At 58.5% G+C, this 26,981-nt stretch carries 22 protein-coding genes; 10 read left to right on the top strand and 12 right to left on the bottom strand.

Translation table 11 applies throughout. From position 1 onward, the window contains the following. Positions 1–28 precede the first annotated feature (28 nt). Together IF205_RS19255 and IF205_RS19250 are read left to right on the top strand one after the other, a co-directional pair. Positions 29–541: a putative pterin-binding protein gene (locus IF205_RS19255; protein ID WP_259780977.1), complete on the top strand. Its 513-nt coding sequence runs from the start codon at positions 29–31 to the stop codon at positions 539–541. Next, a complete protein-coding gene (locus tag IF205_RS19250; protein WP_259780976.1) occupies positions 538–3,633 on the top strand; it encodes a response regulator in 3,096 nt (1,031 codons plus the stop codon). Before IF205_RS19255 ends, IF205_RS19250 begins: the two co-directional genes overlap by 4 nt. A 62-nt stretch (positions 3,634–3,695) precedes the next feature. Here the strand turns inward: IF205_RS19250 and IF205_RS19245 are convergent, their stop codons facing one another. After that, positions 3,696–4,175: a peroxiredoxin gene (locus IF205_RS19245; protein WP_259780975.1), complete on the bottom strand. Its 480-nt coding sequence runs from the start codon at positions 4,173–4,175 to the stop codon at positions 3,696–3,698. A gap of 117 nt (positions 4,176–4,292) precedes the next feature. Continuing rightward, positions 4,293–6,422 (bottom strand): protein-disulfide reductase DsbD family protein, encoded by a 2,130-nt coding sequence (locus IF205_RS19240; RefSeq protein ID WP_259780974.1) that lies wholly within the window; start codon positions 6,420–6,422, stop codon positions 4,293–4,295. 288 nt (positions 6,423–6,710) lie between these two features. Here IF205_RS19240 and IF205_RS19235 point away from each other — a divergent pair, with 288 nt between their 5' ends. Further along, a complete protein-coding gene (locus IF205_RS19235; protein WP_259780973.1) occupies positions 6,711–7,292 on the top strand; it encodes a YqgE/AlgH family protein in 582 nt (193 codons plus the stop codon). Positions 7,293–7,341: 49 nt separating this feature from the next. On the opposite strand, the gene IF205_RS19230 is transcribed toward IF205_RS19235, so the two are convergent. After that, positions 7,342–8,751 carry a malonyl-CoA decarboxylase gene (locus tag IF205_RS19230; protein ID WP_259780972.1) on the bottom strand — a complete coding sequence of 470 codons (1,410 nt, stop codon included), beginning with the start codon at positions 8,749–8,751 and terminating at the stop codon, positions 7,342–7,344. A gap of 123 nt (positions 8,752–8,874) precedes the next feature. Between IF205_RS19230 and IF205_RS19225 the strand changes: the two genes are divergently transcribed. Then, entirely contained in the window at positions 8,875–9,207 is a 333-nt protein-coding gene (locus tag IF205_RS19225) for a DUF1491 family protein (RefSeq protein ID WP_259780971.1), read from the top strand. A 10-nt stretch (positions 9,208–9,217) separates the two neighbouring features. Here the strand turns inward: IF205_RS19225 and IF205_RS19220 are convergent, their stop codons facing one another. The 6 genes from IF205_RS19220 to IF205_RS19195 form a co-directional block, all read right to left on the bottom strand. Continuing rightward, positions 9,218–10,609 carry an MFS transporter gene (locus IF205_RS19220; RefSeq protein ID WP_259780970.1) on the bottom strand — a complete coding sequence of 464 codons (1,392 nt, stop codon included), beginning with the start codon at positions 10,607–10,609 and terminating at the stop codon, positions 9,218–9,220. Positions 10,610–10,792: 183 nt separating this feature from the next. Then, a complete protein-coding gene (locus tag IF205_RS19215; RefSeq protein WP_259780969.1) occupies positions 10,793–11,107 on the bottom strand; it encodes a hypothetical protein in 315 nt (104 codons plus the stop codon). Positions 11,108–11,175: 68 nt separating this feature from the next. Further along, on the bottom strand, positions 11,176–11,895 hold the full coding sequence (locus IF205_RS19210) for a capsid assembly protein (protein WP_259780968.1): 720 nt from the start codon (positions 11,893–11,895) through the stop codon (positions 11,176–11,178). Positions 11,896–11,914: 19 nt separating this feature from the next. Next, on the bottom strand, positions 11,915–12,184 hold the full coding sequence (locus IF205_RS19205) for a Bbp19 family protein (protein ID WP_259780967.1): 270 nt from the start codon (positions 12,182–12,184) through the stop codon (positions 11,915–11,917). Further along, on the bottom strand, positions 12,171–13,760 hold the full coding sequence (locus IF205_RS19200; protein ID WP_259780966.1) for a portal protein: 1,590 nt from the start codon (positions 13,758–13,760) through the stop codon (positions 12,171–12,173). Before IF205_RS19200 ends, IF205_RS19205 begins: the two co-directional genes overlap by 14 nt. Then, the gene (locus IF205_RS19195; protein WP_259780965.1) at positions 13,757–13,966 is read right to left on the bottom strand and encodes a hypothetical protein; all 210 of its coding nucleotides are present in this window, start codon (positions 13,964–13,966) and stop codon (positions 13,757–13,759) included. Before IF205_RS19195 ends, IF205_RS19200 begins: the two co-directional genes overlap by 4 nt. 624 nt (positions 13,967–14,590) lie before the next feature. Here IF205_RS19195 and IF205_RS19190 point away from each other — a divergent pair. The 3 genes from IF205_RS19190 to IF205_RS19180 all read left to right on the top strand — a co-directional run bounded on the left by IF205_RS19190 (position 14,591) and on the right by IF205_RS19180 (position 18,140). Further along, positions 14,591–15,217 carry a helix-turn-helix transcriptional regulator gene (locus IF205_RS19190; protein WP_259780964.1) on the top strand — a complete coding sequence of 209 codons (627 nt, stop codon included), beginning with the start codon at positions 14,591–14,593 and terminating at the stop codon, positions 15,215–15,217. Positions 15,218–15,332: 115 nt separating this feature from the next. Beyond that, positions 15,333–16,169, top strand: coding sequence for a branched-chain amino acid aminotransferase (locus tag IF205_RS19185; protein WP_259780963.1), 837 nt, complete (start codon positions 15,333–15,335; stop codon positions 16,167–16,169). Positions 16,170–16,442: 273 nt separating this feature from the next. Next, positions 16,443–18,140, top strand: coding sequence for a sensor histidine kinase (locus IF205_RS19180; protein WP_259780962.1), 1,698 nt, complete (start codon positions 16,443–16,445; stop codon positions 18,138–18,140). A gap of 118 nt (positions 18,141–18,258) precedes the next feature. Here IF205_RS19180 and IF205_RS19175 read toward each other — a convergent pair whose 3' ends face one another. Next, the gene (locus IF205_RS19175) at positions 18,259–19,164 is read right to left on the bottom strand and encodes a LysR family transcriptional regulator (protein ID WP_259780961.1); all 906 of its coding nucleotides are present in this window, start codon (positions 19,162–19,164) and stop codon (positions 18,259–18,261) included. A 93-nt stretch (positions 19,165–19,257) separates the two neighbouring features. On the opposite strand from IF205_RS19175, the gene IF205_RS19170 reads away from it, so the two are divergent. After that, positions 19,258–20,127 (top strand): SDR family oxidoreductase, encoded by an 870-nt coding sequence (locus IF205_RS19170; protein WP_259780960.1) that lies wholly within the window; start codon positions 19,258–19,260, stop codon positions 20,125–20,127. Positions 20,128–20,240: 113 nt separating this feature from the next. On the opposite strand, the gene IF205_RS19165 is transcribed toward IF205_RS19170, so the two are convergent. Then, complete coding sequence (locus IF205_RS19165; protein WP_259780959.1) at positions 20,241–21,830, bottom strand: lysine--tRNA ligase; 1,590 nt, start codon at positions 21,828–21,830, stop codon at positions 20,241–20,243. Positions 21,831–22,063: 233 nt separating this feature from the next. Here IF205_RS19165 and IF205_RS19160 point away from each other — a divergent pair, with 233 nt between their 5' ends. Both IF205_RS19160 and IF205_RS19155 read left to right on the top strand, forming a co-directional pair. Further along, positions 22,064–23,197, top strand: coding sequence for a PAS domain-containing sensor histidine kinase (locus tag IF205_RS19160; RefSeq protein WP_259780958.1), 1,134 nt, complete (start codon positions 22,064–22,066; stop codon positions 23,195–23,197). A gap of 52 nt (positions 23,198–23,249) precedes the next feature. Next, positions 23,250–26,027, top strand: coding sequence for an ATP-dependent DNA helicase (locus IF205_RS19155; RefSeq protein ID WP_311195712.1), 2,778 nt, complete (start codon positions 23,250–23,252; stop codon positions 26,025–26,027). On the opposite strand, the gene IF205_RS19150 is transcribed toward IF205_RS19155, so the two are convergent. Then, positions 26,012–26,950: an AEC family transporter gene (locus IF205_RS19150; protein WP_259780957.1), complete on the bottom strand. Its 939-nt coding sequence runs from the start codon at positions 26,948–26,950 to the stop codon at positions 26,012–26,014. The two genes, IF205_RS19155 and IF205_RS19150, sit on opposite strands and share 16 nt — an antisense overlap. Positions 26,951–26,981 lie beyond the last annotated feature (31 nt).

Genomic DNA, 26,981 nt, shown 5'->3' with positions numbered 1-26,981 from the left:
ACAACGACAAGTGGGGGAAAGGAACCTCATGCATTTGCGGCTTGTCATTATTTCACTAGTCTTGCTTATGACGGTTCCGGGGGGCGTTGCCGAGGCCAAGGCGCTGCCCATGCCGTCAGGGGCCGTTATATTGACGGTGCAAGGCGATATTTCCAAACACAATCAAGGGAAGTCGGCGCTGCTGAGCATGAAGATGCTCCGCCAGTTCAAGGTTGTGAACTACGCGACGAAATCACCATGGCTGAGTGCCCGGGCGCGCTTCACCGGAGTGTTGCTGAGGGATGTGCTGAACTTTGTGGGGGCCAGAAAGGGAAGCGATATCAAGGCAGTGGCCCTGGACGATTACGAGGCGACGATACCCTGGTCCGATGTTGAGCGTTACGACGTATTACTTGCCTTCAAAGTCAACGGTGTGACATTAAAGCGGAGGGATAAAGGGCCGCTATGGATCGTCTATCCGCAAGACGAGCATACAGAGCTTGAGGCTGCAGAAGTTGCCGACCGCTGGGTATGGCAGCTGGAGACACTTGAGATAAAATGATCCATCTAAAACGACGGGCTGTCTATATTGTTCTTCTGGTTTTGCTGACCCTTTTCGGAGCCAGCGCGGTGATTACCGCGACGCGGTTCTGGGAACAGGAGAGTGTTCTTTGGCAAACCCAGACCAACAGCAACTTATGGTACGCCGGAGAGTTGGAACGCGCCCTTCAGGAATGCCTGGAGGTGCTATCAAAAGCGGAAACCGCGCCGAATGCAACCGGCCCCAATGATGTGGTGCGTGAGCTTGATGTGCTGTGGAGCCGCCTGAACCTGATTTCTGCATCTGCCCCGGAACCCCAGGCGACGCTTTACCGAGATCACAGGGATGTTTTTGATGATCTGAGGGATCGTCTGGTGCAGGTTGATGCGAAAATCGCGCGGCTGCATACCGGTGATGTTGCCGTCCTTCGGAAAGTTTATGATCTCTTGTCTCCGGCGCGGGACGGCCTGCATCGCGTGACTTTGTCGGCGGTGCAATCGGATATGTCCGGCGACAATGAGGTGCGCAATAACATCAGTTCGCTGGCGCAGACACTGGTGATTGATATCTCCGTTGTCGGTTTTTGCGGCCTTGCCCTCGTTTTTTTGCTGTTCCGTCAGGTTGGTCGGGAAGAAAGAGCCAACAGACAGGCGGTTGCGGCAACGGACCTTCTGCGGCAGGCAGTGGACAGTATTCCCGATGGTGTCGGCCTTTTTGAAAAAGACGGCCGTCTGGCGATGTGTAACTCGGCGTTTCTGGAAATCGCAGGTTTCAAGGACGAGGTCGATGTTGTTGGCAAATCTTTTGAGGCGTTGCTTTCCTTCGGCCTGGAGAACAATCATTACTCGCGCTCCGGGCGAACGGTACGGGAATGGGAAAAATGGCGTCTCGACAGCTTTAACAATGGCGGTGAATGCCAGTATGAACTGGCCGAAGGCAACTGGGTGCTGGCCCGCGATATTCATATTCCCAGCGGAGGCGTGATCTGTCTTCGTTATGACATTTCCGATCAGGTGCGCACGGAGGAACGGCTACGCAGGGCGCTTCACGAATCCCGCAATGCAACTCAGGCCAAGTCGGAGTTCCTGGCGATCATGAGCCATGAGATGCGTACGCCGCTGAATGGTGTGCTGGGCTTGCTGGGACTGCTGATGGATAGCGAACTGGACCCGGAACAGCGCGGCTATGCCCTGACGGCGCGCGAATCCGGCGAAATGCTGTTGTCGCTTATCGAAGACATTCTGGACTTTTCCAAGATCGAGGCGGGCAAGCTGACGTTGGAGGATACGGACTTCAATCCGACCGAGGTTGTGCAGGGGGTTGTGGAATTGCTGGCCTCCAGGGCGCATGCCAAGGGGATCGAGATTGCCTGTTATGTTGACCATTCCGTCCCCGATGAACTGCGCGGCGATCCGGGGCGGCTGCGTCAGGTCCTGTTGAATCTGGCGGGCAACGCCGTGAAATTTACCGAACGTGGCGGGGTAACAGTTGAATTGGCGATGGTTGCGGAAGACGGTGACGACGTGACCTTGTCCGGGGTTGTTACCGATACGGGCATTGGCATTCCCTATGATGCCCAGGACGGCCTGTTTATGGAATTCAACCAGATTGATGCCTCCTATTCGCGCCGCTTTGGCGGCACCGGCCTGGGGCTTGCCATCACCAGAAGGCTGGTCGAGGCCATGAATGGCGTTATCCGGGTGAACAGCGAACCGGATCACGGCAGTGTTTTCAGCTTCACCGTTCAGTTGCGACGTGGCAGTGACGCCGAGATCGTCGTGCCCGCGGCAGACGACATGCCGCGTCGGCGTATTCTTTTCTGGGGAGAGGGCGGGATCACCTCTTCCCTTCTTGTGAAAACCCTGCGCAGCGACGGGCATAGTGTCACGGCCGTTCGCACGGCCAACGAGGCAGTTGCCCGTATGGCGGAGGAAGACCTTGATGTGGTGCTGATCGATGGGCGGCCACAGGATGAAACCGGTGGGCGGTTGGTCGAAATGCTCCGCAGCAAGGGGTGTGACCTGCCGATTTTCCTGCTGCGTCCCTATGGCGTACAGAGCGGCGGCAATGCGGAAGGCCGCGATGGTCGTGCCGACGGGATTTTGAGTAAACCGATAAAACGGGAAGATCTGGCCCGTGTGATGCAGACCATGTCAGCAGACACGATCATGGAGGATCGCGCGCGCCACGACGCCGATGAAGCACAGCGCCGTGTCGGCGAAGGCTATCGCATCCTGCTGGCGGAAGACAGCCCGACAAACAGGATGGTCGCTTCCGCCCTGCTGCGGCGTGTGGGATATCGTGTGGATTGGGTGATGGATGGGGCGGAAGCACTGGATTCGGTCCGGCGGTTGCCCTACGACCTGGTCCTTATGGATGTTTCCATGCCGAATATGGACGGGGTCGAAGCGACCAAGGCAATCCGTGCCCTTCCCGGTGAGGAGAGCCAGGTTCCCATTGTGGCCTTGACGGCTCATGCCATGCCGGGTGACAGGGAGCGTTTCCTGCAGTCCGGCATGGATGCCTATCTGACCAAACCGTTGCAGACGCGGGAGCTGATCGACACGATTGTCCGCTTCTGCCCGCCGAATATGGGGCGGATATGCAAACCTGCGCCCGTGCCCGATCTGGAAAACCGGGAGGGGGCGATTGTCGTCAACCCGGCGGCGATCCCTCAACCTGCAACCGCGGACGAGACGCCATGCCAGTTGTCGGACGCGCCGGTCGAGTCGCCTGTATTGGACAATGATGCCAAAAGCAGTCCGGATGATGGTTCGCCTGTCGTGGACGAGATTATCCTGCGGCAATTGCGCAAGGACGCCGGAGAACAGGCGGTGCCTCAGTTGATCGAGGTATTCCTGAATGAGTTGTCCGGTCGCGTAGAGAGAATCTGCGAAGCAGAGGAGGGAGACGATCGGGCGGTGATCGCCAAGGAAGCACACGCCCTGAAAAGCAGTGCTGGCAGTTTCGGGGCGATGCGATTGCATTCCCTGGCAAAGGCCCTTGAGATGGCGGCCCGCGACGATCAGTGCGATACGGTTACGCAACTGGTGGCGCGTCTGCCCGATGTAGGGGAAGAAGCTGCGGAGAAATTCCGGTTCTTGCTGGCCTGAAACAAAACATCCCCGGTCAGGTTGCCTTGACCGGGGATGCTGTCGACTTTCGGGTCGCCTGATTACAGGGCGGCCAGAATTTTTTCGGCGGAGGATACGTCAAAAGCGCCGCCTTCTTCCACGGCCAGATGTGTAACCGTGCCGTCGTCCACGATCATGGCAAAACGCTGTCCGCGCATGCCCAGGCCTGCGGCATTCAGGTCCAGTTCCAGACCCAGGGCACTGGTCCATTCACCGCTGCCATCGGCCAGCATGACGACATTGTCGCCGACATTCTGGTCCTTGCCCCATGCGCCCATCACAAAGGCATCATTGACTGCAACGCAGGCAATGGTGTCGACGCCCTTGGCTTTGATATCACCTGACTTTTCCACGAAACCCGGCAGGTGCTTGGCGGAACATGTCGGTGTGAAGGCCCCTGGTACGGAGAAAAGAACAACCTTCTTCCCCTTGAACAGGTCTTCGGCGCTGACGGGTTCCGGCCCGTTTTCGCCCATGGTCTTGAAGCCGATATCCGGAAGTTTGTCGCCGACTTTGATCATTCTACCCATCCTTCATTCGCTGTTGGCGTGACACAGCCCCGCCGGCAGTTTCGATATTCTGCCCTGTGCGTTGCTGCCTGTTCCTATTACCTATGATGGAACAGGGATATGTCCAGATCAATCTTGTGCGACGGCGGTTTTTCCATTGGCATTTGCCGCCGCGGCGAGGACATCATCGGTGGTCAGCAACTCTGGCAGAGGCACACCCTGCGGTGCATCCGGACCGTAGATGACGTTGAATGGAATGCCATAACGGCCGAATTTGTTCAGGTAATGCGAAATTTCGTCACTGGGACGGGTCCAGTCGGCGCGCATGGCAACGACGTCATCCCGTTGCAGCCATTCGGCAACCTGGCCGACTTCCACAACGGTTTTCTTGTTGAACTGGCAGGTGATGCACCAGTCCGCCGTCACGTCGACAAAAACCGTCTTGCCGCTGGCAACGAGGGCAGGGATCGCACTTTCATCAAAGGGAATCCATGCAGTGTCCGTGACGAGAGGTTCGGCCTTGATGGGCCTGACGGTATCTTTTGTGATCGGCAGGGCGACTGTTGCCAGGGACAGGATCGCGGCGGCAACCGGGGCAAAGCGGGCGACGCGTGCCTTCGGCGTCAGTCGGCGCGTTGCAAAGACTGCCAGGATCAATACCGACAGCGCGCCGACGGAAATCGTGATGTCACGCCCGGCGATACTGTCGAGGACGGTAAGCAACCAAATGCCTGTTCCGATCAGGGCGAGTGACAGCACGGCGCGCAACTTGTTCATCCAGGCACCCGGACGCGGCATGGCAGCCGCGACACCGGGGAAGAGCGCCACCAGAAGATAGGGCGCGGCAAGGCCGATCCCCAGGGCAATAAAGACGGCGAAAATCTCGGTCGTGCCCTGGCTTAGGGCAAACCCGATTGCAGTGCCGAGGAAGGGGGCGCTGCAAGGCGTTGCCAATACGGTGGCGAATATGCCGGTGACGAAATGCCCGGTCAGGCCTTGCTTGCCGTGTCCGGCATTCGCGGCAATGTCAGATACTGCATCGGGAAGGCGAATCTGGAAAAAACCCAGAAGATTGGCCGCAAAGAGCGTAACCACGACGATCATGGCGGCAAGGAAGACCGGTTGCTGGAACTGGATACCCCAGCCAATAACCACGCCTGCCTGTTTCAATGCGGCAAGACTGCCAGCCAGGATCAGGAAAGCCGTCAGGATGCCAGCGGCGGAGGCCAGGAAGCCCCGGCGGACGTCCTTTTTATGGCTGCCGCCATGGCTGACCACGCTGAGCAACTTCATGGAGAGGACAGGCAACACGCAGGGCATAAGGTTCAGGATCAACCCACCCAGCAACGCCAGTCCCAGGATGGGGAGAAGGGCCGTGATATTCAGCCCGCCCGACGGTTCAATATCCGCGAGACCCTCCGTTGCCTGCAGGCTGCCTTCCACGGCATTGTTCGTGTCCAGCAGTGTGAGCGTCAGGGAGGCCTGGTCCAGATCATCCGTTGCGACGCCGCCGCCTTTCAGATCGAAATAGACCTGCCTGCCATCGTCGGACAGGGTGACCTGCGGTTTGTCGAAATAGCTGCCCGCGGGGCCCTCCACAATCAGGTCCGGGGCATCGAACGTGGTTTGGGAAAGGGCAGCAACGCGCAAGGCGAACTGGTCATCGTCTGCCTCAGTGAAGCCCGCTTTCTGGAGGGTGATCCCGGCGCTTTTAGCCGGTCGGGGAACCGTGCTGTCGAACCGGTTGATTAGCGGGGCCTCGTCGGCCACACCTGCCTGACCCGCTGGCAGGTTCAAAGAAACATTCACATCCAGCGGTACGCAGATTTCGGAACAGGCAAGATAATTGACCGCACCTGTCAGGGTGACCGGTTGTCCGGGCGTGGTCGGCTTTACCCGCAGCGGCAGGACGACATGGTCCTTATAGCCAAAGGTCTCCAGACCGAAGATGCTGAACCGGTGGGGTGCGGGCCAGTCGATCATTACGTCAGAGACATTTTCGGAGGCGGACCAGTCGGGCGTCGGCGGGAGACCGGCATCGCCCGGGTTGCGCCAATAGATCTTCCAGCCTTCATCCAGTTTGAATTCCAGTCCCAGCGGGATTTCATCCAGAGCCGCAGTGCCGTCAACTGCAGAGATCAGCCGCACGGATGTGAAATCGGTTTTTGCCCAATCGCTGCTTGCGGCTATGGCGCTGCCCGCCATACCGGAAAGACAGGCAAAAGCAACCGTCGCCAGGGTCAGAATTCGTTTAAACATACGCTTCCGCTATAACTTTCAGTAGGGCCGCCCAATGACAATAGCAGGCGGCTGCATCCCTGACATACTGCTTTTACAGTCGGGATTACACGTGTAATTTTGTCACGTTCCCTCAAAAAAACGTGTTCACCCGGTTCTCGCATCTTCGCGAATGGAGTACAATTTTATCAGGTTCGTGGTTTACATCGAACATGGCTGCTACAGATATAAGAAAGGTATTAATGGTCGGCAACCGTCCATAGGTCCTTTTGAAAACAACGGCATTGGCGAAAGACAAACGGAAAAACAATGACCCTTGGACCCACTGATATGCGCTCTGGTTACCTGGCAGGCCAGTTGCTTGTCGCAATGCCGTCAATGACGGATCCCAGGTTCGAAAAATCAGTAATCTATGTGTGTGTTCATAATTCTGATGGCGCCATGGGGCTGGTGATTAACCGGTTGATCGAGACCCTGACCTTCAGTGAATTGCTGGAGCAGTTGGGACTGCCTTCCCCGGCGACCAGCGACGATATCCTGGTGCATTTCGGAGGGCCGGTAGAATCCGGCCGCGGTTTCGTCCTGCATTCGCCGGATTACAGCCGCGACGGCACGGTCCTGATGGACAGCGGTGTGGGACTGACGGCGACGGTTGATATCCTGCGCGACATATCCCAGGGCTTCGGTCCGCGTGAAAGCCTTCTGGCCCTTGGATACGCCGGTTGGGGGCCGGGGCAGTTGGACGGAGAAATCCAGGAAAACGCCTGGCTGCACTGCCAGCCGGATGAAGAACTGGTTTTCGATCATGACCTTGGCAGTAAATGGCAGCGCGCCATTACCAAGATCGGGATTGATCTGTCCCTTCTTTCCGGTGAAGCCGGGCACGCCTGAGCCTGCCCGGTTCCGTTTCGGTCTGTCCTATTCTATCCGAATGACGATTTCAGTCTGACAGTCCCCTGATCTGGCTGGATGTGGCAATCCGGCCCTCGCGGGCGAAATGCTCGTGGTTTTCCTCGATATCGCTCAGGTCGTAGAGGTAGTTGACCATAATGCCGAAGGACTGTTTCAGCCCGTTGACTGAATTATCGCCCATCCAGTTCAATTGTTCGATACGCGCACCGTTGCCGAGATGGAAACGGGCCACCGGGTCGAACGGGGCATGCCCGCGTTTTTTCTCTTTCGTCAGGTAGCGTGCGCAAAGCCGCATAAGGGGTTTTTTCAGGGCCTCTGCCAGTTTTTCATCTTCATGCCAGTCCGGCTGTTCCAGCACGCGGATCAGGTCTCCCTTGTTGGCGCGTTCGCCCAGGGCGGCGGTCAGTTGTTTGCGATCATCCTGGGTCAACAGGCCCGGCAGCCCGTCAGCCACGGCGTTTTGCAGCCAGCGCCGGAAAAGCGGGATGGGGCTCAAGGTGGAGAATTTCTTCAGGTTCGGCATGTCCCGCTGCAGGGACTCCACGACACGTTTGATCAGGAAGTTGCCAAAGCTGATGCCGCGCAGGCCTTCCTGCGTGTTGGAAATGGAATAGAAGATTGCGGTATCCGCGCTGCTTGGGTCGGCAATCGGCGCATCCACATCCAGGATGATCTGCACATCGCGGGCAATGCCCCTGGTCAGAGCTACCTCCACGAAAATGAGAGGTTCTTCCGGCATGCGCGGGTGGAAAAAGGCATAGAGCCGCCGGTCGTGATCCAGGCGGTTGCGCAGGTCCTGCCAGGAGCGGATTTCATGGACCGATTCATATTCGATAAGCTTTTCCAAGATTGCCGCAGGCGACTCCCAGGTCAGGCGTTTCAGTTCAAGGAAGCCGACGTCGAACCAACTGGACAGCATGTTCTTGAGGTCCGTATCCAGGGCATTCATTGAAGGGTCGTCATCCTTCAGGCGCAGGAGGTCCGCGCGCATGTCGACCAGAAATTTGACACCCTGCGGCAGGGCGTTGAACTGGGTCAGAAGGTTGAGCCGGGGCGCATAAAGGGCTTCACGCAAGTTGGCTTCTGCAACAACGCGTTCCGCAGCCTCTGTCGACTGGTAGCTGGCGATGGCAAGACCGACGGCATTGGGGTCGGGTCCGAAATGCTGTGCGATCAGGGACAGGAAACGGGTCTTTCCCGTGTCGTTGAGTTGCAGGTAGGTCTGGCCCAGACTGGCTGCACGGCCGCGGGCGGAGACTTCACCGCCGCGGACTTCAAGGCATTCCAGCATCTGACCCCGGATTTTCTCGAAATCCTTGTCCGGGAGGTCTGGCGATACATGCAGGGACCCTTCACTATCATTCGCGGCATCCGCCCAAAGACGGCGAAAACGACTGACGGTCCGGCTGATAAGCCCACTGGCCTCTTTCGCTGGCATAAGTCCTCCTTTGTTCTGTCGGGTGCTGACGACGATTGCTATAAGGCACCGCGTTGGCAAATCTGGCCGACCCTGTTCACATAGGATAACAATAACTTAGTACAAGAGAATCGGAAGAGTGAAATGGACGACGGTCGATTGCCAACCCATTTATGGGTCGGCGCCACCCTGCGGCAGCTCAGTATGGAAGCAGTCCCCGCCTTTGTCTTGCAAAAGGGCGATGCTAACGGCGGCAGTGTGTTGTTGAAGCTCAATATGCTGGACAATGGTTGCCGTGTCCTGACCCAGGCGCGTGATCTCGACGGGAAGTTGGGGTGGATGTCCGTTTTCCGGGAGGATGTGGTCGATGAAGCCAAGGCCGATGACTATATCGAACGGGCCCGGCAACGCGATCCCGACCTGTGGGTGATTGAGGTCGAAGACCGGCAGGGCCGAAACCCGTTCGACAGGGAATAGGTCTGCGCGATCAGGCCGGGCCGGATGTTTCCTGCATGGCCTGTAACCTGTGTTTGTGGCGGAAAACGCCGGTGAGCGCCATGATGAAGGCGAAGAGCCCCAATACGCTCAGGATAATGAACGTCAGATGCATGGTGTCCAGAAAACCCTGAGGGTTCGCGCTGACTTTGCTGTGGCCCATCCGGGCGGACATGATCAGCGTAATAATTGTCATGCTCGAAACCATGCCGATGGATCGTGTCTTGGCGGTGAGGGCGGAGGCGAAACCGGACCGGTTGCGTTCCACGCTGCCCATGATGATTGCCATATTGGGTGTTGAGAAAATTGCAAAGCCAATGCCCTGGCTGACCAGGGAGGCGATCAGCATGAAGAGATTGTTGCTGCCCGCAACGCCGATGGCCAGCCCCGCGCCGGTCGCCGTGCAGGCGATGCCAATCGCGACCAACACACGCGGTGAATATTTGTCGGTCAGGCGGCCGGTAAACGGGGCGATGCAGGCCATCAGAACCGGACCGATGATCAGTGTCTGGCCAGCTTGCAGGGCGCTGTAACCATTGATCGACTGCAGATAGAGGCTGAACAGGAAGGTCATGCCGAAGGCTCCGGCATAGGTCAGCATCTGCAAAAGCAACGCATGGGACAGGATGCGGTTGCGGCGAAGATAGTCCAATGGCAGCAGCGGGGCTGTGCTGCGCCGGTCGGCGATGACGAAAACGATCAGCAGCAGAATACCGGCGGCAAGCAGGCTTTCCCCGATGATGCCGTCATCCAGTTCCGCCGCACCAAAGCTCAGCGCCAATACGCCGAGGATAAGCGGCAGGCTGTTCCTGATCTCCAGGCGCCCCGATGCTGCGCTCCCCTTGGCTTTCATCACAAAGACGGCGGGCACGAAAGACAGGAACAGGCAGATTGAACTGGCGTAAAAGACCCAGCGCCAGCCGAAATGGTCTGTGACCAGTCCGGCGAGGTAGGGGGCGGAGGCAAGACCCGCATAGATGGCGCCAATGGACAGACCGAGGGCCTGGCCGCGTTTTTCCGCAGGAACCGATTCAACGACGATGGCCATGCTGGTCGCGGCCATGGCAGCGCCGCACAGGCCCTGAACCGCGCGGATGGCCACAAAAGGTCCGATATTGTCGACGAAGCCCAATGCCAGACTTGCCAATGTGTAGACCAGCAGGCCAATCTTGAAGACGGTATTCTTGTCCATGATATCGCTGACGCGACCGAACGGCAGCATGAATGCGGTGTAAGCGCCGAGGAATGCGGTTTCCACCAACCCCAGCTCAACGGCGGAGGCCTGCATTTCCGCCCCTATGACAGGCAGGGTGATGCCGACCCCGGAAAACATGAAAGGGGTGGAGAATTGCGACAGGATGATCACATAGACAACGATAGGCATTGGGGAAAGCCTTTATGGAAAAGAGAACGTCGGGGGTGTTTGCAGCATTGTGAACGATAGATTGGTGTGGATGTTTTGTAAATAAAAAACTTTAGAAAATATCTTGTGCCATTCGGGAAAAAGAAGGGCCGCCAGCTAGGGCGGCCCGAGTTCAGGACGGAAAGGGAGGTATTCGGGAAAGGGTCAGTTTTGCGGCTGTCCGGGGTAAAGGCGCTGAAATCCTTCGGATACCTGGCGAACGGTGGACGGGTCGCGGTCGCGCCAATAACGCGGGTCGCGCATCATCTGGCGGATAGATTCCTCGATATTCTGGACTTCCTTCGGGTCGTCGTTTTCGACGAGCGGCACGAGAATCTCCCACATGTCCGGACCGAAGGCCTTGACCAGCAGTTCGGCTGCGCGCGGCGTGATAATCGAATCCAGTTCTTCCAGCTCCATCGGGCTGAGCGTTTGGAGGCCGTTCCTGATCAAGTCCACGGTCTCGGTTTGTGAATTCATAGGCAGATTTCCTTTGTATTGGTGAGGTGAGAGGTGGGGGTAATTCCCCAATTCAGACGCCTGCTAGCTTAGCCGGTATAAAGGCGCCGGAATCCTTCGGAGACTTTGGTGATGACGCCGGGGTCGCGGTCTTTCCAATATTGGGGGGAGCGCATCATCCGGCGCAGGTCCTTTTCCGCGAGGCCGGACCCGGCGGGCTGTCCGTCGCGGATGATACCGGGCTCGTCCGTATTGCCCATCATTTTGTGCATGGCCAGGATGCCCTCATAGCTGGACGCCAGGGCCTCGAAGGTATCATCCGGCAAATTGGCGCGGCCCCATTTTCGGATCTGGCGGCTTGCCTCCCGCCAACGGTCTGCGCCGCCGAAATATTGCTCCAGCCGCTCGCGTTCGAATTCGCTGCGGTAAAGCTCGCTGATCTCGCGGGCGATCGGCAGCAATTCGGTCGCTGCAAGATCGTAGACCAGTTGGGCCTGTTCCTGGCTGAACCCGGCATCGAAAAGCTGTTGGTTGATATCGGGGTCAGGCTCGAACAGCCCGTGGCCGATGTCGATCTTGTAGTCTTCCGGCGATGCAGGGCGATTGGCAGAACCCGCTTCATCACCGGCGTGAGAAATCGCATCCGCCGCTGTGGTGTTCTGCGACAGGCGTTTTTCCAGGGCCCGGTAGGATTTCAAAAGGGCGTCGGTCCGGATCGTGCCGGTGGTCTCGTCCCAGAACTTCCTGGGAACCTCCGGCGGGCAGGTTTCGGCTGACGGTCCTTCCTGGATATTTTCTTCTTCTGTCATGACATTCACTCCTTGGAGGTTAGAGAGAGCGACCGCGGGCGATCAGCGATTCGATCTTTAGAACCAGAAGCCGCTGGCCTTCGATCAGGCGCAGGGCGGCATCGTTGGCATCCGCGCCCAATGCGCGTTCCACGGTCTGTCGGCGCAGGTAGTTGAGGACGCGTTGGCCCCTGTCGCTTTCAAAGGTACGGACAAAATCACGGGCAAGGCTCACGGCATCCTCGTCGTGTGCGGTCGTTTCCACGCCACGCCATAGCCAGTCATCGGAAGTGCTGTCAGGTCGCGCCATTCATTGCCTCCATCACTTGGGTCAGGTCGGGTGTGGCCCCGCCTTGGGCCCCGGTTGCGGCCTGTAACGCCGCGCCAATTGCATTCTCGCCGGTTGTGGCCGCCGCCTGCTCAGGCGAGGCCAGCAGGCTCGGTGGGACGGACATTGCCTCCGCCAGCCATTTCGATGCCTGGGCCATATCGATGGCCGCCATCGCCGCCGGTCCTGCAGAACCGGCAAGGTTCAGCCATTGCAAGAGCGGTGCGGCCTTTTCCATGCGCTGACGGCGGGCCAGCGGGGCGGTCACTTCCATTTCCACCAGACGCCCGTCCAGGGCCATGGTCGGGGCCTCGCCGCGACGGACAAGGATTGCCAGGGCACGTTGTGCCAGGGGATGGATCAGTTCCGCCTGAAGACGGCCGAAGGTCGCCCCCAGCATCCGCGTCATTGCCGCCGTCCGTTCCATCACCTCGGTTGCGGTCATCTGCGGATTGCCCGCCAGTTGCAACTGGTCCACCAGAAGTCCGTGGCGGATACGCTCGCGCAGCCCCTGTAACAGCGTTTCCGACAGGTTGAAGTCGTTGGCGGGTTGCAGGGGCTGCAATCCCTGGCTGCCAACGGCCTTGGGGATGATGGTGCCGGGCACCAGCCGGATGGCCGCGGGATTGAGAACGCCATCGTCGTCCGCCTGCCAGATGCCGGTGACGGCAATGCTGGCATTCTTCAGCATCAGTTCGACCACCTTATTGGCGGTTTTGATGTCCGGCAGGACTTTCATCACCGGTGAGCGGCCGTAGAATTCCCCCGGTGCCTTCAGCCAGCGGAAGGAGATGAAGGGAGACCGTTCGTAGGTCCCTTCCGCCAGGGTCATGGGGTCGCCGCTGCCGGTTTCATCGTCCAGCGCCAGGGCGCTGTAGCGATATCGGTTGGCAGCATCCGGCACGACGGCCTCCAGGACGGCGATGCGTGTCTCATCGCCATCGCCTGCCAGCATGTGAAAGCGTTCCGGCAGGGATGCCTGGGGGAACCGCTGGGCAATCTGGCTTTCGGTCAGCTCACAGCGGCGGTAGATGGTGTCCAGGCGGCCGGACGGACCTTCCTCCATGACAATTTCACTAATCGGGATTGCTGTGAACTTGAAGGCTGCCGCCTCGCCGATGGGCATTTCCTCAAACAGAAGGCAGGCCGTACCAATGGTGACCAGATCCAGATAGCATTGATGGATTTCAATCTGGAAGTTGGACCGGTCGAAATGCCCCTGGACGGTCCGCGACAATTGTTCCAGTTCTTCGGAGATGTCGCTTTCCGTCTCCGCGTCGATTTCAATGCCCGGTTTGAAATTCATCCATCGTGACCATGTGGGCGTCAATTCCGCCAAAAGGGCCGCGGCGAGCTGTTCGACGGCATCCGGGGCGGTGCCGTCGTAGAGACTTTGGCGCTTGCCGGCGCCGGGGGGGCGTGATGAGAGCGCACCGTCCCGGCGGGGCAGGGCAAAATCATAGCAATCCTGCCAGTGGCTTTCCCAGGTGCTGCGGTTTTGCCTGGCCCGCTCGTAGCGCCGAATCAGCTCTTCCGGTGTGAGAGACTCTGCCGTCATTCGCCAAGTTTGTCCTTTGTGCTGGGGGTTGGTGTCTGCTGCGAATCCAAGGCGCCTTTCCAGCCGGTCAGGATGGTTCCGCTGCGACCGCGTCGGCGGCGTTCGATATCCTCCTTGCGGGCGGTGATTTCCTCCTTCCGGTTTTCTTCCTCGGAAGGCGGCGGTGGCGGGGGCGGCGGAGAGGGGCTACTGAATAGTCCACCCATTGTGTTCTCCTTTTGTTCTATTTTTGGGGATGAAATAACCGGCGCGATGGGCCGGTTGCTTGTGAGTCTTGTCTGTATAGGCAAGAAGGAGGGGGAGAGTCAAGAAGTTTGTTCGTTAAATGTTCTCTTAATGCGATGTGGAGTTGTCGCGGGGTTTTGATCCAGCGGGCGTCCAGGCCCAAAACTCTTTTTACCGCTTCAACACAACTATAGGGAAATATTGGTGCCAATCGGAAACGGGTATCTGTTCTGGTGGTGCACTCGATAACACGCAGGCCGCTTTCTTCCAGGTGACGCCGCAGGTGACCGGTGGGCATTTCCGGAAATATCTGGATATCTGTGCGATGGGATAAAGGGTTGTATGCTATCCAACGATCTTCCAACCTGATGACCGCGAAGCAGTGACGGTAGTTTTTGTGAAGTAGCTTCAGCCACGGGATGTCCGTCTGTCCGGTGAAGCAGACCAGGGCGGTCGCCCGTGTGCCGCGGAGGCGAATACTGCTACCCAAGGATGTTCCTCCTTACAGAAAGTTGTTCTGTATTCTGATATTATGTTCTCATTATCTTGTCAAAAATAGGAAAAATAACCTATACTGAAAATGAGCCACTTTTGGAGAGAGCGCATTGGATCATAAAAGCATATGGCGGGCGGTTGACCGCTTGGCAGCCAGTCGGCGGCTTTCCGTGTCGGCGCTGGCCCGGCGCGCAGGGCTGGACCCGACGGCATTCAACAAAAGCAAACGTGTTCTTGCCGACGGGCGTGCACATTGGCCCGGTACAGAGAGCCTGTCGAAAGTCATGGCGGCAGTGAACTGCCCACCCCAGGAGTTTTTCGGCCTGATGCAGGAACATACTCCGGTCGTGGCAGGCGCGGAAATTCCCTGTCGTGCCTTTGAAGGCACGCGGCCGGGTGATTTCGACCGTGACGGTTTTCCACGGGCGGATGGCTGGGCCAGCCGACCCTTTCCCGAGGTTCCGGATTCGACCCTGTTCGGTTTGGAAATCTCCGATGATCGCTATGAGCCGGTCTTTCGTGCCGGTGCGCTCGTGGTTGTTGCCCCACGACTGAGCGTCAGAAGGGGAGACCGGGTGGCGGCTCATCTCAAAGGCGACGGGGTCAGGCTGTTAGAACTGGAAAGGGTGACCATGCATCGCATCGCCTTCAGACTTCTGTCGCCTGAACGGACGATCCTTGAGCGACCGTCCACAGATGTTGTCTGGCAATCGCGCATCGTTTGGTCCAGCCAGTAACAACAGTTGTTGCGGAGACGTTGCCGCTGGCGACTTGGCCCTTCTGGCGAAAGCTGCTTAACTGCCTCAAAGAGCTGCCGAAGGCTGCTATAGTGGTATGAGAGGATGAGAAAAAATGGCGGGACAAATCTGGTTTGACGGTTCGTGGCGCGATGGCTCGGAACCGATTTTGAGTGCAAATTCCAATGGTGTCTGGCTGGCGTCGACTGTGTTTGACGGTGCGCGTGCATTCGAGGGCGTGGCCCCCGATCTGGACCTGCATTGCCAGCGTACCAACCGGTCCGCAGCCGCGCTGGACCTGGAGCCGACCATGTCCTGGCAGGAGATTTATGATCTGGCCTGGGAAGGTATCGGCAAATTTCCCTCCGGTACGCCGCTCTATATCAAACCAATTTATTGGGCCGATGAAGGGTTTGTTGCGCCGAACCCGGAAACCACGCGGTTCGCGCTGTCGCTCTATGAATCTCCGTTGCCGCCAGCAAGCGGTTTTACAGCAATGCTGTCGCGCTTTCGCCGTCCGTCGATCGAATTTGCGCCGACCGATGCCAAGGCGGCATGCCTTTATCCCAATGCGGCCCGGGCGCTGACCGAGGCGAAGAAAGCGGGTTTTGACAATGCGGTGATGCTGGATCCCTTGGGCAATGTTGCGGAATTCGCAACGGCAAACCTGTTCATCGCCAAGGACGGGGTTGTGTCGACACCGGCGCCGAATGGCTGTTTCCTGAATGGGATTACCCGTCAACGCGTGATCCAGCTTCTCCGTGACAAGGACGTCACGGTGCTGGAACGCCAGGTTACTGTTCAGGATCTGGAGGATGCGGACGAGATTTTCAACACAGGTAACTACGGTAAGGTCATGCCGGTCACGAATTTCGGCGGGCGGGAGTTGCAGCCGGGTCCGATTGCGCAATTGGCGCGTGAGCTTTACTGGGAATTCGCCCATAAAAGCTGATTGATTTCAATAGTTTGAGATTGTGAAAAAGATTGATCCGGCCGGTGTGGCCGGATTTTTCTTTTGGCGTGTGAATTGTCCGGGAAAACGCTTTTGTCCCATTCGCAAGTGAACTAATTATATTGTTAAGGGGTTACAATCGTTGGAAATCGCGCAACAATAAACCCGGCCGGTCGGTACGGTGTGGAGAATGACTGTGGGGAAACGCAGGCCAAGCCCGGGCTTGGGAAAAACAATGGACGTTGGCGCTGCCTGCCGTAGGGAAGGTGGCCTATGAGCCTGCGTTTTCGCGACCGTATTTCCTTCAAACTGGCGCGGACGGGCGTCATTCTCGCCTTCCTGATCGGCCTGTTGTTAAGCTGTGTCCAGCTTTATTGGGACTACCGGGAACAAGTGGCCGCCCATGATGCATTTATCAAACGCATTCTGGCGGTGGCCCAACCGCCTGCAAGCCGCGCGGTGCATATTCTGGATGAGGACCTCGCCGCGGAAGTGGTAAACGGACTTCTGGAATATCACTTCATCAAAAGTGCTGAAATCTACGATGACCTGGGGATTGAACTGGCGCGAAGGGAGCGCGATGTCGAGCCCAGTAAATCCCGCTGGATCACAAGGAAGATCACCGACGAATTCCGAACCTATACCGTCCCCTTGAAAGTCGCGGCCAGTCAGAGTGTGGAACCGGGGCGGCTGACAATCACCGTGGATCGGGACGCGGCCCTGTCGGACTTTTTCGGCCGTTCGATGTTCCTGCTGGCGAGCGGCCTTATTCGCAACATGGTTCTCGTCCTGCTGTTGTTTGCGGCCTACTACTTCCTGATCACGAAACCGCTGGTGCGTTTGGCGGAATCCATTTCCAGAATTGATCCGGAGCGCGAGGATGGCGGGAAAGCCTATGTGAACCCGCGCCATGCCGACGACGAATTGGGGCTGGTCGCCCGTGTGACCAATAATTTCGTCAGTTCCATCCGGCAACTGCTGTTGGAGCGGCGCCAGGCAGAGCAGGCCCTGATCCATGCCCGTGACGACCTGGAACAGAGGGTCCGCGAGCGCACGCGCGAACTTCAACATGAGGTCGATCAGCGCCGTCATGCACAGGACGCGTTGAAAAAGGCAAATCTTTCGCTGGAAAACCGGGTGGAGGAACGCACCTCGGAGCTGCGCGCCGAGATTATGGAGCGCAAGAAGGCGGAGGTGCAGCTTTTGGGGGCCAAGGAAGCAGCGGAAACCGCCAATCGCACCAAAAGCGAGTTTCTGGCGAATATGAGCCATGAATTGCGCACGCCGCTTAACGCAGTCATTGGCTTTTCAACCATCATGACCGAAGAAATGTTCGGTCCCATGCAGAATGACAAATATCGGGAATATGCCGAGGATATCCTGAACAGCAGCAGCCATCTGCTAAAACTGATCGGGGATATTCTGGACGTGTCGAAGATCGAAGCCGGCGAACTGGGGCTGTCGGAGGAGGTGGTCGACCTGGAAGACCTGGGCCAGTCCTGTTTACGGACTGTGGAATCCTTCCTGAAACAGGGCAATCTCAATGCATCAATGGATGTGCCCGACGATATGCCATGGCTTTATGCCGATCCCGTCCGAGTGCGCCAGATTTTGCTGAACCTGTTGTCCAATGCAGTGAAATTCACCCCCGATCATGGCGATATCATCGTGAGGATGGCCGTGTCGAATCTGGGCGGGATCACGATTACCGTACAGGACACGGGCTGTGGTATTCCGAAGGACATGATCGGCCATGTGCTGGAGCCATTCGGTCAGGCCGATCACGTCTTCTCGCGCAGTCACGACGGCGTAGGGCTTGGGCTGTCATTGACCAAATTCCTGATGGAGCTTCACGGCGGCACGATTGAAATCGAAAGCGATGTGGGAGAAGGAACGACGGTTCGGGCATCCTTCCCGCCGGAACGAACGCGTATCCGTCAGGGTACGATTGCAACCGAGGATCATCTGTAAAAAGAGGGGACGGCGCCAAACCGCATTGGTTCGCGGTGCCGACGCAACGGACAGCTTTCAGGGGCTGCGATCTCAAGTCTAACTCGTGGAATACGAAGGTTCTGGCAGAGGCTTACCCTCACTTCCCGGTCGTGTTTCGACAGACCTCAATAAACGCCCGCAGCGGTGCCGGGGCGAAGCGGCTGGGATAGTAGAGGTGTGGTCCCTCCATTTCCGGCCACCATTCCGGCAGTACGGGGGTCAGGTTTTTCGTCTGGAAATCTTCGTCCAGCCAGTTGCGGAACGTATGGATGACGCCTAGCCCTGCGCGTGCATAGCGCAGGCCCGTGTCAAGCGCGCTTACGCTCAGGATAAGCGCATTGATAGGCTCGACCCGTACGGATTGCCCGGTGCCCTGTAGTTCCCAAGGCAACAGGGCACCGCCGTCAAGGCGATAGCGGATAGCGTCGTGGGTGGTAAGGTCTTCTGGCGTCTGGGGTATCCCGCGCGCCTCCAGGTAGGCCGGGGCTGCTGCCAGGGCTGTTTGCTGCAGACGCGGGCCGATTGGAATTGAGATCATATCCTGTTCCAGCACGCTGCCATAGCGAATGCCGGCATCGCAGCCCGCCGAGACGATGTCGACCAGATCGTTCTCAACCATGATCTCGACTTCCACATCGGGGTGACGCGCCCGGTATTCGGCCAGCAGTGGGGGCAGGATGTCGGGCATGACTGCGCCGGGCACATTCAGCTTCAGCCGCCCCTGAACCTGACCGCCAAGATTGGCCACCTCATGGCAGGCGGCATCCAGTGCCGATAATAGCGGCCCTACACGGTCCACCAGCAGGTGCCCTGGGTCCGTCAGGTGCAGGCTGCGCGTTGTGCGGCGCAGGACGGGAGTGCCCAGTTGTTCCTCGATGCGTGTGACGGTGGTGCTGACCCTGGAAGGAGCCGTGCCAAGCCGCCGCGCGGCAGCGCGGAAGCCGCCTTCGCGCAGAACTGTCAGGAGCATGGCGAGATCGTCGGCGGAAACATTGTTCTTCATGCAGAACAGCCCATTCTGAATTTGGCAGCTTATTTAAATAAATCAGAACAGTCATCTTGTCGATTATCAACGCATAGGATTGGAGAGTGAACAATGTTCATCGTTACGGGAGCGTCGGGAAAACTGGGCGGGCTTGTGGTAGAGGCCCTTCTGCGCCTTGTTCCGGCAGACCGGATTGGCGTCAGTGTTCGCAACCCGGGAAAACTGGCAGCGCTTGCGTCCCGTGGGGTGCGGATCAGGCGAGGCGATTACGATGACGCCGACAGCTTGCGTCACGCCTGGGAGGGGGCGAAGCGGGTCTTGCTGGTATCGTCCAATGCAGCCGCCAGCGGGGGCGATCCGCGGGAGCAGCATAAAACGGCCATTACAGTTGCAAAGATGCTGGGCGTCGAGCGGTTGCTCTATACCAGTCAGATGTCGAGTAACGCGCAGTCGCATTTCCCACCTGGGCGCGATCATGCCGCGACCGAGGCAATGTTGGCGGCTTCAGGGGTGGCCTGGACAGCGCTGCGCCACGGTTTCTATGCCGACAGCGCCATGGGCATGAATGCACATGGCTTCGCAAACGGTACGTTGACGGGACCTGAGGACGGCAAGGTGGCCTGGGCGACCCATGAAGATCTGGCGGAGGCCGATGCCCGTCTGCTGGCTGGGCAGGAAACTTTCGACGGCCCTACTCCGCCGCTGACCGGCAGGGAGGCGCTCGATCTTGCCGACCTGGCGCGCATGGCGGGCGAGGTGACCGGCCGGACGGTCTCCCGTCAGGTCATCAGCGAAGATGCTATGATCCGGAATGCGCAAGCCGCAGGCCTTCCGGAACTCGTTCTGAAGGTCGTTCTTGGTTATTACCGCGCTGCGCAGGCAGGTGAATTCGCCACAGTCGATCCGACACTTGAACGCATTCTGGAGCGCACGCCAGGATTGATGAGGGACGTTCTGGCCCGGGAGTTGGCGGAATATTGAACCGGGCGACCCCCTAAATACGGGGTAGCGTTGTCACGGCGTGAGCGCGCCTAACAAAGAAGGCACCGGCCAGTGGACCGGTGCCTTTTTGAGGTCAAGTCTTGCGGGCCTTCTTAGGCCGACAGGTCCTCACCCTTCAGGGCGCGGTCAATCAGGTCGCTGGTTTCACGCAGGCCGTAGAGCGCGATGAAAGACCCCATGCGCGGGCCCGTTTCCTGGCCCAGCAGGATTTCATACTGTGCCTTGAACCAGTCACGCAGGTTGTCGAATTCATGCGCCTTGCCAACCTCGTAGACGGCGGTCTGTGCAGCCTCGCCGTCAGCATCTTCCGGCATGTTGTCCAGACGGGCCTTCAATTCCTGCAGGGCTTCCACTTCCTTGCCCACCGGCAGGCGGTATTTCTTCGTCGGTTTGACGAAGTCCTGATAATAGCGGACCGCATAGCCGACCAGCTTGTCCAGGGCCAGATTGTTTTGCGGCGTCGCACCCGGCACATAGCGGGAGATGAAGCCCCAAAGGACGCTCGGGTCCTCTGCGTTGCACACACTTGCCAGGTTCAGCAGGATCGAGAAGCTCAGCGGCGGGACATCCTTGGGCGGCTGGCCGTTGTGGATGTGCCAGGCCGGGCTTTCCAGCTTCTTGGCCGGTTCCTGCCCGTCGAAAGAACGGACATGGGCGTAATATTCGTCCACCTGTTTCGGAATAACATCGAAATAGAGGCGTTTGGCGGTCTTCGGCTTGGCGAACATGAAGTTGGCCAGGCTTTCCGGCGTGGCGTAGGTCAGCCACTCTTCCATGCTGAGGCCGTTGCCCTTGGACTTGGAAATCTTCTGGCCCTGTTCGTCGAGGAACAATTCATAGGTCAGGTTTTCCGGCGGGCGGCTGCCCAAAGCGCGGCAGATCTTGCCCGACAGTTTAACGGAATCTGTCAGGTCTTTGCCGGACATTTCATAGTCCACGCCCAGGGCATGCCAACGCATGGCCCAGTCCGGCTTCCACTGCAGTTTGCATTTGCCGCCGGTGACTTCGGTCTCAACCTTTTTGCCGTCTTCGCGTTCATAGACGATGGTGCCGGCTTCCGGGTTCAGTTCAACAACAGGGACCTGCAGGACGATGCCGGTTTCCGGGCAGATCGGCAGGAAGGGGCTGTAGGTCTTGCGGCGTTCCTCACCCAGGCTGGGGAGCATGATGTTCTGCACTTTTTCATAATTGCGCAGCACGTCCAGAAGGGCCTGATCGAATTCACCGCTTTTGTAGCATTCCGTTGCAGAGCGGAATTCATACTCGAAACCGAAGCTGTCCAGGAAAGCCTGGAGACGGGCATTGTTGTGCTGGCCAAAACTGTCATGGGTGCCGAAGGGGTCGGGCACCTGGGTCAGCGGTTTGCCCAGATGCTGCGCCAGCAATTCCTGGTTCGGCACATTGTCGGGAACCTTGCGCAACCCGTCCATATCGTCGGAGAAGGCGAAGAGACGGGTCGGAATGTCGCTCATCATCTCAAAAGCGCGGCGGACCATCGTCGTGCGCAGCACTTCCCCGAAAGTACCGATATGCGGCAGGCCGGACGGGCCGTAGCCGGTTTCGAACAGGACGTAACCTTTTTCCGGTTTTTTGCCACCGAGACGCGCCAAGACCTTGCGGGCCTCCTCAAAGGGCCATGCTTTTGCTTGCATTGCGATTTCGCGCATGTCGGTGTCAGACATCGGATTTGCCTTTTCGTATGGTTACGTCATTGTTGTGAATAGAGCTTCTGGTGAAGCGTGCGGGACACTAGGCTTTCCGGGGGCTGCCGTCAATAAGCAGGCTGCTTCACAACATATGCCTGCAGGCGTTAAGATTGTTTCAACTTCATATCCTTAATATTAGCGCATAGACTTTTATGCCGGTATTTGACGGATTGGAGGCCTGATTGTCTCCGGTAAGAGAATTGCAAAACATGGCAGACGATTCAGACCAGCTTTATCGGAATATGTTCGAGAAGGCGGTCGAAGGAATGTATCGAACGTCAACGGATGGCCGGTATCTGGAGGCCAATCTGGCGCTGGCCCGTATGCACGGCTGCCAGTCGGTTGACGAATTCAAGAGCATTTTCGGTGTCACCATGTCCGCCTATGCGAGGCTGGAGGACCGCGACCGCTTTGTATCCATTATTGCGGAGAAAGGGGAGCTTCACGCCGTAGAGTTTCTGGGGCAGCGTCTCGATGGGTCAACATTCTGGATGCTGGAAAGCGGCAGGGCCCTCTATGACGAGGAGGGTGTGGTCGTTGGATTCGAGGGGATCGTTGAAGACATTTCCAACCTTCGGACAATTGAACGGGAGTTGCAGGAGGCCAGGCATCTGGCCGAAACCGCGGACCGGCTCAAGACAGAACTGTTGTCCAATATCGGGCATGAATTGCGGTCCCCGCTGAATGCCATCATCGGTTTTTCGGAGATGATCTCCCGTCTTGGCCGGGACCGGCAGTGTGACAGTGAGATTGCTGCCTATGCCAATGAAATCAATGAAAATGCCGACCGCCTTCTGGTGGTGATCAACTCGCTGCTTGAGTTTAGCGACATCAATGCGGGATTGAACAGTCAGGCCTTTGATATGGTCGATGTTATTGCCCTGATCCATTCCATAGAAAGACGGTTTGCCGCTCGTTTTAAGGAAAAGAAACTCTCATTCAATATCCGGTTGTGTTCAGTCACACCGGCCTTGCATTCGGAAGAACGGGCATTGCGGCGCGCCTTGGAGAATATCCTGTCCAATGCCATAAAATTCACCCCGGAAGCGGGCGAAGTCAGTCTTTGCCTGAGTTTGACGGAGCCCGGCGGGCTGTCGTTGCAGGTGGTCGACAGCGGGATCGGCCTTGAGAAGGACGGGCTTGATCGCGCCATGGCGCCGTTTGAGCAGGTCGATTCCTCCCTTAGTCGCCATTTTGAAGGCGTTGGCCTTGGCTTGCCGATGGCGCGATCCCTGGTGGAGCAACTGGGTGGCAGCTTTGCCATCCGGTCGACACCGGGGGCGGGAACCGCCGTCACCTTCCAGTTCCCCAGTGATCTGGTCACCGTCATGCATAAAGTCTGACATATTCCAGTCGCAAGAAATTCGAACAAGAGGTGAATTCTGGACGTGACGATTGGATGCGCGCGGTTATGATGCGCGCATGGTAGAAGAGACGGTCATTATGTTGCCGGATGCTCCGATCCTGGTGACAAGTACGACGCGCTTTGCGGTCTTGTCACCCGATGGGGAAATGTCCGATGGCCCAGTTGGCGGCGCTGCGCAGTATTTGCTGCCCGAGGCCCCGCCGATCGTCTGCCATATGCCGGCCACCACGCGCCGGGCCAACCGGCCGCCTTTCCCCGGATATGACCTTCTCGAGCTATTTGCCTTCGTCCGTCCGGCACAGTTCTGCCTGCCGACGCCCAGAGGGTTGGCTGATGCCTGCGGGATTGCGCGCCCTGACAGCTTGAATGAAGAGCCGATGGCGCTGTATCGCGTTGCCGGGCAGCTGTTGCGTGAATTTTCGCAGTTGGAGGCAACGCCGGACATGCGGCGGCTGCTCTGGGGCATGGCCAAGGGCGGCTGGCCCTGGGGGGCGCTGTTGCTGCGTATGCTGGGTGAACAGCCGGATGACGGTATTCGCGCCGCGACGTCCGGACTTGATGTGTGGAAACAGCTACCGGAATGGGAGGAAAAGTCTCCGCCCCCGCCACCGGGAAGCAAGCCTGTTCAGGCACAGGAGGCACGTCGCCGTCTCGCTGAACTTCTGGGCGGTGGCGCTGAGGAGCGCCCGTCACAGGCGGATTATGCAAGTGCTGTGACCGGGGCCTTTGCCAACCCAGTCCAGGAAGACAGCCCGAATATCGTATTGGCGGAGGCGGGGACCGGTGTCGGCAAGACCCTCGGTTATATTGCCCCGGCGAGCCTTTGGGCGGAAATGAACGAGGCGCCGGTCTGGCTTTCCACCTATACCCGCAATCTGCAGCATCAGATTGATCAGGAACTGGACAGGCTTTACCCGAATCCGAAGGTCAAACGGGACAAAGTCGTGCTGCGCAAGGGGCGGGAGAATTATCTCTGCCTGCTGAACTATGAAGATGCGGTGCGGGGCGTTGGTATTCCGGGGCGTGCGGTGGCGCTTGGCCTGATGGCGCGCTGGATCGCCCATACGCGTGATGGCGATATGAGCGGCGGCGACTTTCCGTCATGGCTGTCCGATCTGGTCGGCATCCCCTATACCACCGGGCTGAGCGACCGGCGCGGCGAATGCATCTATGCCGCCTGCAGTCATTATACCCGATGTTTTGTTGAAAACAGTGTCCGGCGCGCGCGCCGGGCCGATCTGGTGGTCGCAAACCATGCACTGGTTATGATCCAGGCTGCCCGTGGCGGCCTGGGTGGCGGTGAACGGGCTGCGCGATTGGTCTTTGACGAGGGGCATCATGTTTTCGATGCGGCGGATAGCGCCTTTTCCGCGCATATCACCGGCGTTGAAATGTGGGAGCTGCGGCGGTGGCTGCGTGGCCATGATACCCGTGCCAAGGGGCGCGCGCGGGGCCTGAAGGCGCGCTGTGAAGATTTGCTTGGCGGCAGCGAAGATGCGGTGACGGCGCTGGAGGAATTGCTGCAGGCGGCAACCGCCCTGGCGGGGGAAGGCTGGCGGCAACGTCTGGCCGATAACCGGCCCAGCGGCCCCGGCGAGGCCTTTTTGGCCGCCGTCCGCACAGTGATTTTGAACCGGGCAACCGGAATTGATGGGCCTTATGGTCTTGAGGTGGACGTGACCGACCTGCCCGAAGACCTGCTATCGGCGGCGGATGACCTCTTTGACGCCCTTGGTGCCATGCAGGAACCCGCCGGACGGTTGCAGGTCGCATTGTTAAAGCGTCTGGATGATGAGGCAGACAGCCTGGACAGCGGGGTGCGCTCAAGGATCGACATCATCTGTCGCTCGCTCGAATTCCGCTGCAAGGTAACCATCGCTGCCTGGCGGGATATGCTGAGGGCCTTCAAGGAAGAGCCGCAAAAACTGTTTGTCGACTGGTTTGGCATGGAACGCTATGACGGGCGGGAGCTGGATGTCGGTTATCTCCGCCATTGGGTTGATCCGACCATGCCGTTCGCGGACACCATGGCCGATTGTGCCCAAGGGGTGCTGGTGACCTCTGCGACCCTGACCGACGGGTCGGGGGATGTTGAAAAGGACTGGAGGGCGGCGGAGTTTCGTACCGGTGCGGCCCACCTGTTGGCGCCCGCTGTACGCGCACGGGTGCCGTCACCGTTCGACTATCCAAAGCAGACACGCGTCTATGTGGTGACCGATGTTCGCAAGGACGATCTGGATCAGGTTGCAGCGGCCTATCGGGAACTGATGCTTGCCTCCCATGGGGGGGCGCTGGGCCTGTTCACGGCAATCAGCCGCCTGCGTGAGGTGCATCGGCGGATCGCCGGGCGCATGGACGAGGCAGGTTTGCCGCTTTATGCCCAGCATGTGGATGCCTGGAACCTGCCAACGCTGATCGACATTTTCCGGGCGGAGGAGAATTCCTGCCTTTTGGGCACGGATGCGGTGCGTGACGGCGTAGATGTGCCCGGTAATTCGCTGCGTATGATTGTCTTTGACCGTGTGCCTTGGCCGCGTCGGACGATCCTGCACCGCGCGCGGCGCGATCGTTTCGGCAAGGGCTACTACGACGATGTGCTGATCCGCCTGAAGCTGAAACAGGCGTTCGGCAGGCTTGTGCGCCGCAAGAATGATCGCGGCGTCTTTGTGATGCTGGACCCCATGATGCCCAGCCGTCTTGGCCGGGCATTCCCGGAAGGGGTGGAGGTACAGCGTGTGGGGCTGGCGGAGGCGGTTGCCGCAACGCGGGCGTTTTTCGCTGAAGAGGCGGATCAGCCCGGCACGTAATAGGCCAGAACGGCGGAAACCGTCAGCAGGCTTGCCACGGTCGTTACCAGGATGACGGTCGCAGACCGTTCAACATAGACATTGAACTGCTGTGCCAGGATGAAGACCAGGCCGCCCGTGGGAAGGGCCGCAAGGATGATCGCGGAGGCCGTGTTCAGGGTGGACAGGTCAAACAGATAGACCGCCATCAGGAAGGTGACGGCCGGGTGGATCACCAGTTTGATGAAGCTGACCCAGGCCACTTCCGGCAGGCCCTGCCGCAGGCGTCCGCTGACCAGGAACAGACCCATGGCGAAAAGTGCGCTTGGTCCGGCAGCGGCCCCCAGAAGATCGCAGAAGGTTTCGATGGGCGAGGGGATTGGAACATTGATTCCGGATGCCAGCAGCCCGGCGATAGCAGACAAGACGAGCGGGCTTTTGAAGACGCCTTTCAATACATCCTTGACCGCGTCCAATGGATGGCTGGATGCGCTGCGGTCGAGTTCCAGGATCGCCATGCCGAAAGGCATGACCACGGCACCGTTGATGATTGTTCCGATAATCGCGGGCAGGGCCCCGTCGTCACCGAAAGCCGTGATCAGAAGCGGGATACCCATATAGCCCGTGTTGGAAAAGACAGAGGCAAGGCTGTGTTGGCCAAGCTCACCCAGACGGCCGGGAAAGACGAAGGTCGCAACCAGAATGGCAAAGCCGAAAGTTGCCAGTTGGCCGCCCAGCAACACCGCGATGTAGGGCAGGTTGAAGGCGTCTGTCAGCGGTGTGCGGGCCATGGAGATGAAGAACAGGGCAGGCAGTGCGACATAATAGACAAACCCGTTCAACGCGGCGGTGCTGTCCTGTCCCAGAACCTTGAACCGCCCGCACAGATAGCCTGTTGCCAGAATTGCGAAAACGGGAATTGCAACGTTGAACAACGCATGCATGCCATATGTCCCTGTAGTGAAAATGACCCTG

The sequence above is a fragment of the Aestuariispira ectoiniformans genome, assembly GCF_025136295.1.
GTDB classification, from domain to species: Bacteria; Pseudomonadota; Alphaproteobacteria; order UBA8366; family Aestuariispiraceae; genus Aestuariispira_A; species Aestuariispira_A ectoiniformans.
Note: the sequence above shows the minus strand (reverse complement) of the source record. Positions and strands in the feature narration are given on the sequence as shown.

What these genes read in the sequence shown, in the direction of transcription:
- IF205_RS19255 (WP_259780977.1), top strand. Translation starts at nt 29, where the DNA reads ATGCATTTGCGGCTTGTCATTATTTCACTAGTCTTGCTTATGACGGTT.
- IF205_RS19250 (WP_259780976.1), top strand. Translation starts at nt 538, where the DNA reads ATGATCCATCTAAAACGACGGGCTGTCTATATTGTTCTTCTGGTTTTG.
- IF205_RS19245 (WP_259780975.1), bottom strand. Translation starts at nt 4,175, where the DNA reads ATGATCAAAGTCGGCGACAAACTTCCGGATATCGGCTTCAAGACCATG.
- IF205_RS19240 (WP_259780974.1), bottom strand. Translation starts at nt 6,422, where the DNA reads ATGTTTAAACGAATTCTGACCCTGGCGACGGTTGCTTTTGCCTGTCTT.
- IF205_RS19235 (WP_259780973.1), top strand. Translation starts at nt 6,711, where the DNA reads ATGACCCTTGGACCCACTGATATGCGCTCTGGTTACCTGGCAGGCCAG.
- IF205_RS19230 (WP_259780972.1), bottom strand. Translation starts at nt 8,751, where the DNA reads ATGCCAGCGAAAGAGGCCAGTGGGCTTATCAGCCGGACCGTCAGTCGT.
- IF205_RS19225 (WP_259780971.1), top strand. Translation starts at nt 8,875, where the DNA reads ATGGACGACGGTCGATTGCCAACCCATTTATGGGTCGGCGCCACCCTG.
- IF205_RS19220 (WP_259780970.1), bottom strand. Translation starts at nt 10,609, where the DNA reads ATGCCTATCGTTGTCTATGTGATCATCCTGTCGCAATTCTCCACCCCT.
- IF205_RS19215 (WP_259780969.1), bottom strand. Translation starts at nt 11,107, where the DNA reads ATGAATTCACAAACCGAGACCGTGGACTTGATCAGGAACGGCCTCCAA.
- IF205_RS19210 (WP_259780968.1), bottom strand. Translation starts at nt 11,895, where the DNA reads ATGACAGAAGAAGAAAATATCCAGGAAGGACCGTCAGCCGAAACCTGC.
- IF205_RS19205 (WP_259780967.1), bottom strand. Translation starts at nt 12,184, where the DNA reads ATGGCGCGACCTGACAGCACTTCCGATGACTGGCTATGGCGTGGCGTG.
- IF205_RS19200 (WP_259780966.1), bottom strand. Translation starts at nt 13,760, where the DNA reads ATGACGGCAGAGTCTCTCACACCGGAAGAGCTGATTCGGCGCTACGAG.
- IF205_RS19195 (WP_259780965.1), bottom strand. Translation starts at nt 13,966, where the DNA reads ATGGGTGGACTATTCAGTAGCCCCTCTCCGCCGCCCCCGCCACCGCCG.
- IF205_RS19185 (WP_259780963.1), top strand. Translation starts at nt 15,333, where the DNA reads ATGGCGGGACAAATCTGGTTTGACGGTTCGTGGCGCGATGGCTCGGAA.
- IF205_RS19180 (WP_259780962.1), top strand. Translation starts at nt 16,443, where the DNA reads ATGAGCCTGCGTTTTCGCGACCGTATTTCCTTCAAACTGGCGCGGACG.
- IF205_RS19175 (WP_259780961.1), bottom strand. Translation starts at nt 19,164, where the DNA reads ATGAAGAACAATGTTTCCGCCGACGATCTCGCCATGCTCCTGACAGTT.
- IF205_RS19170 (WP_259780960.1), top strand. Translation starts at nt 19,258, where the DNA reads ATGTTCATCGTTACGGGAGCGTCGGGAAAACTGGGCGGGCTTGTGGTA.
- IF205_RS19165 (WP_259780959.1), bottom strand. Translation starts at nt 21,830, where the DNA reads ATGTCTGACACCGACATGCGCGAAATCGCAATGCAAGCAAAAGCATGG.
- IF205_RS19160 (WP_259780958.1), top strand. Translation starts at nt 22,064, where the DNA reads ATGGCAGACGATTCAGACCAGCTTTATCGGAATATGTTCGAGAAGGCG.
- IF205_RS19150 (WP_259780957.1), bottom strand. Translation starts at nt 26,950, where the DNA reads ATGCATGCGTTGTTCAACGTTGCAATTCCCGTTTTCGCAATTCTGGCA.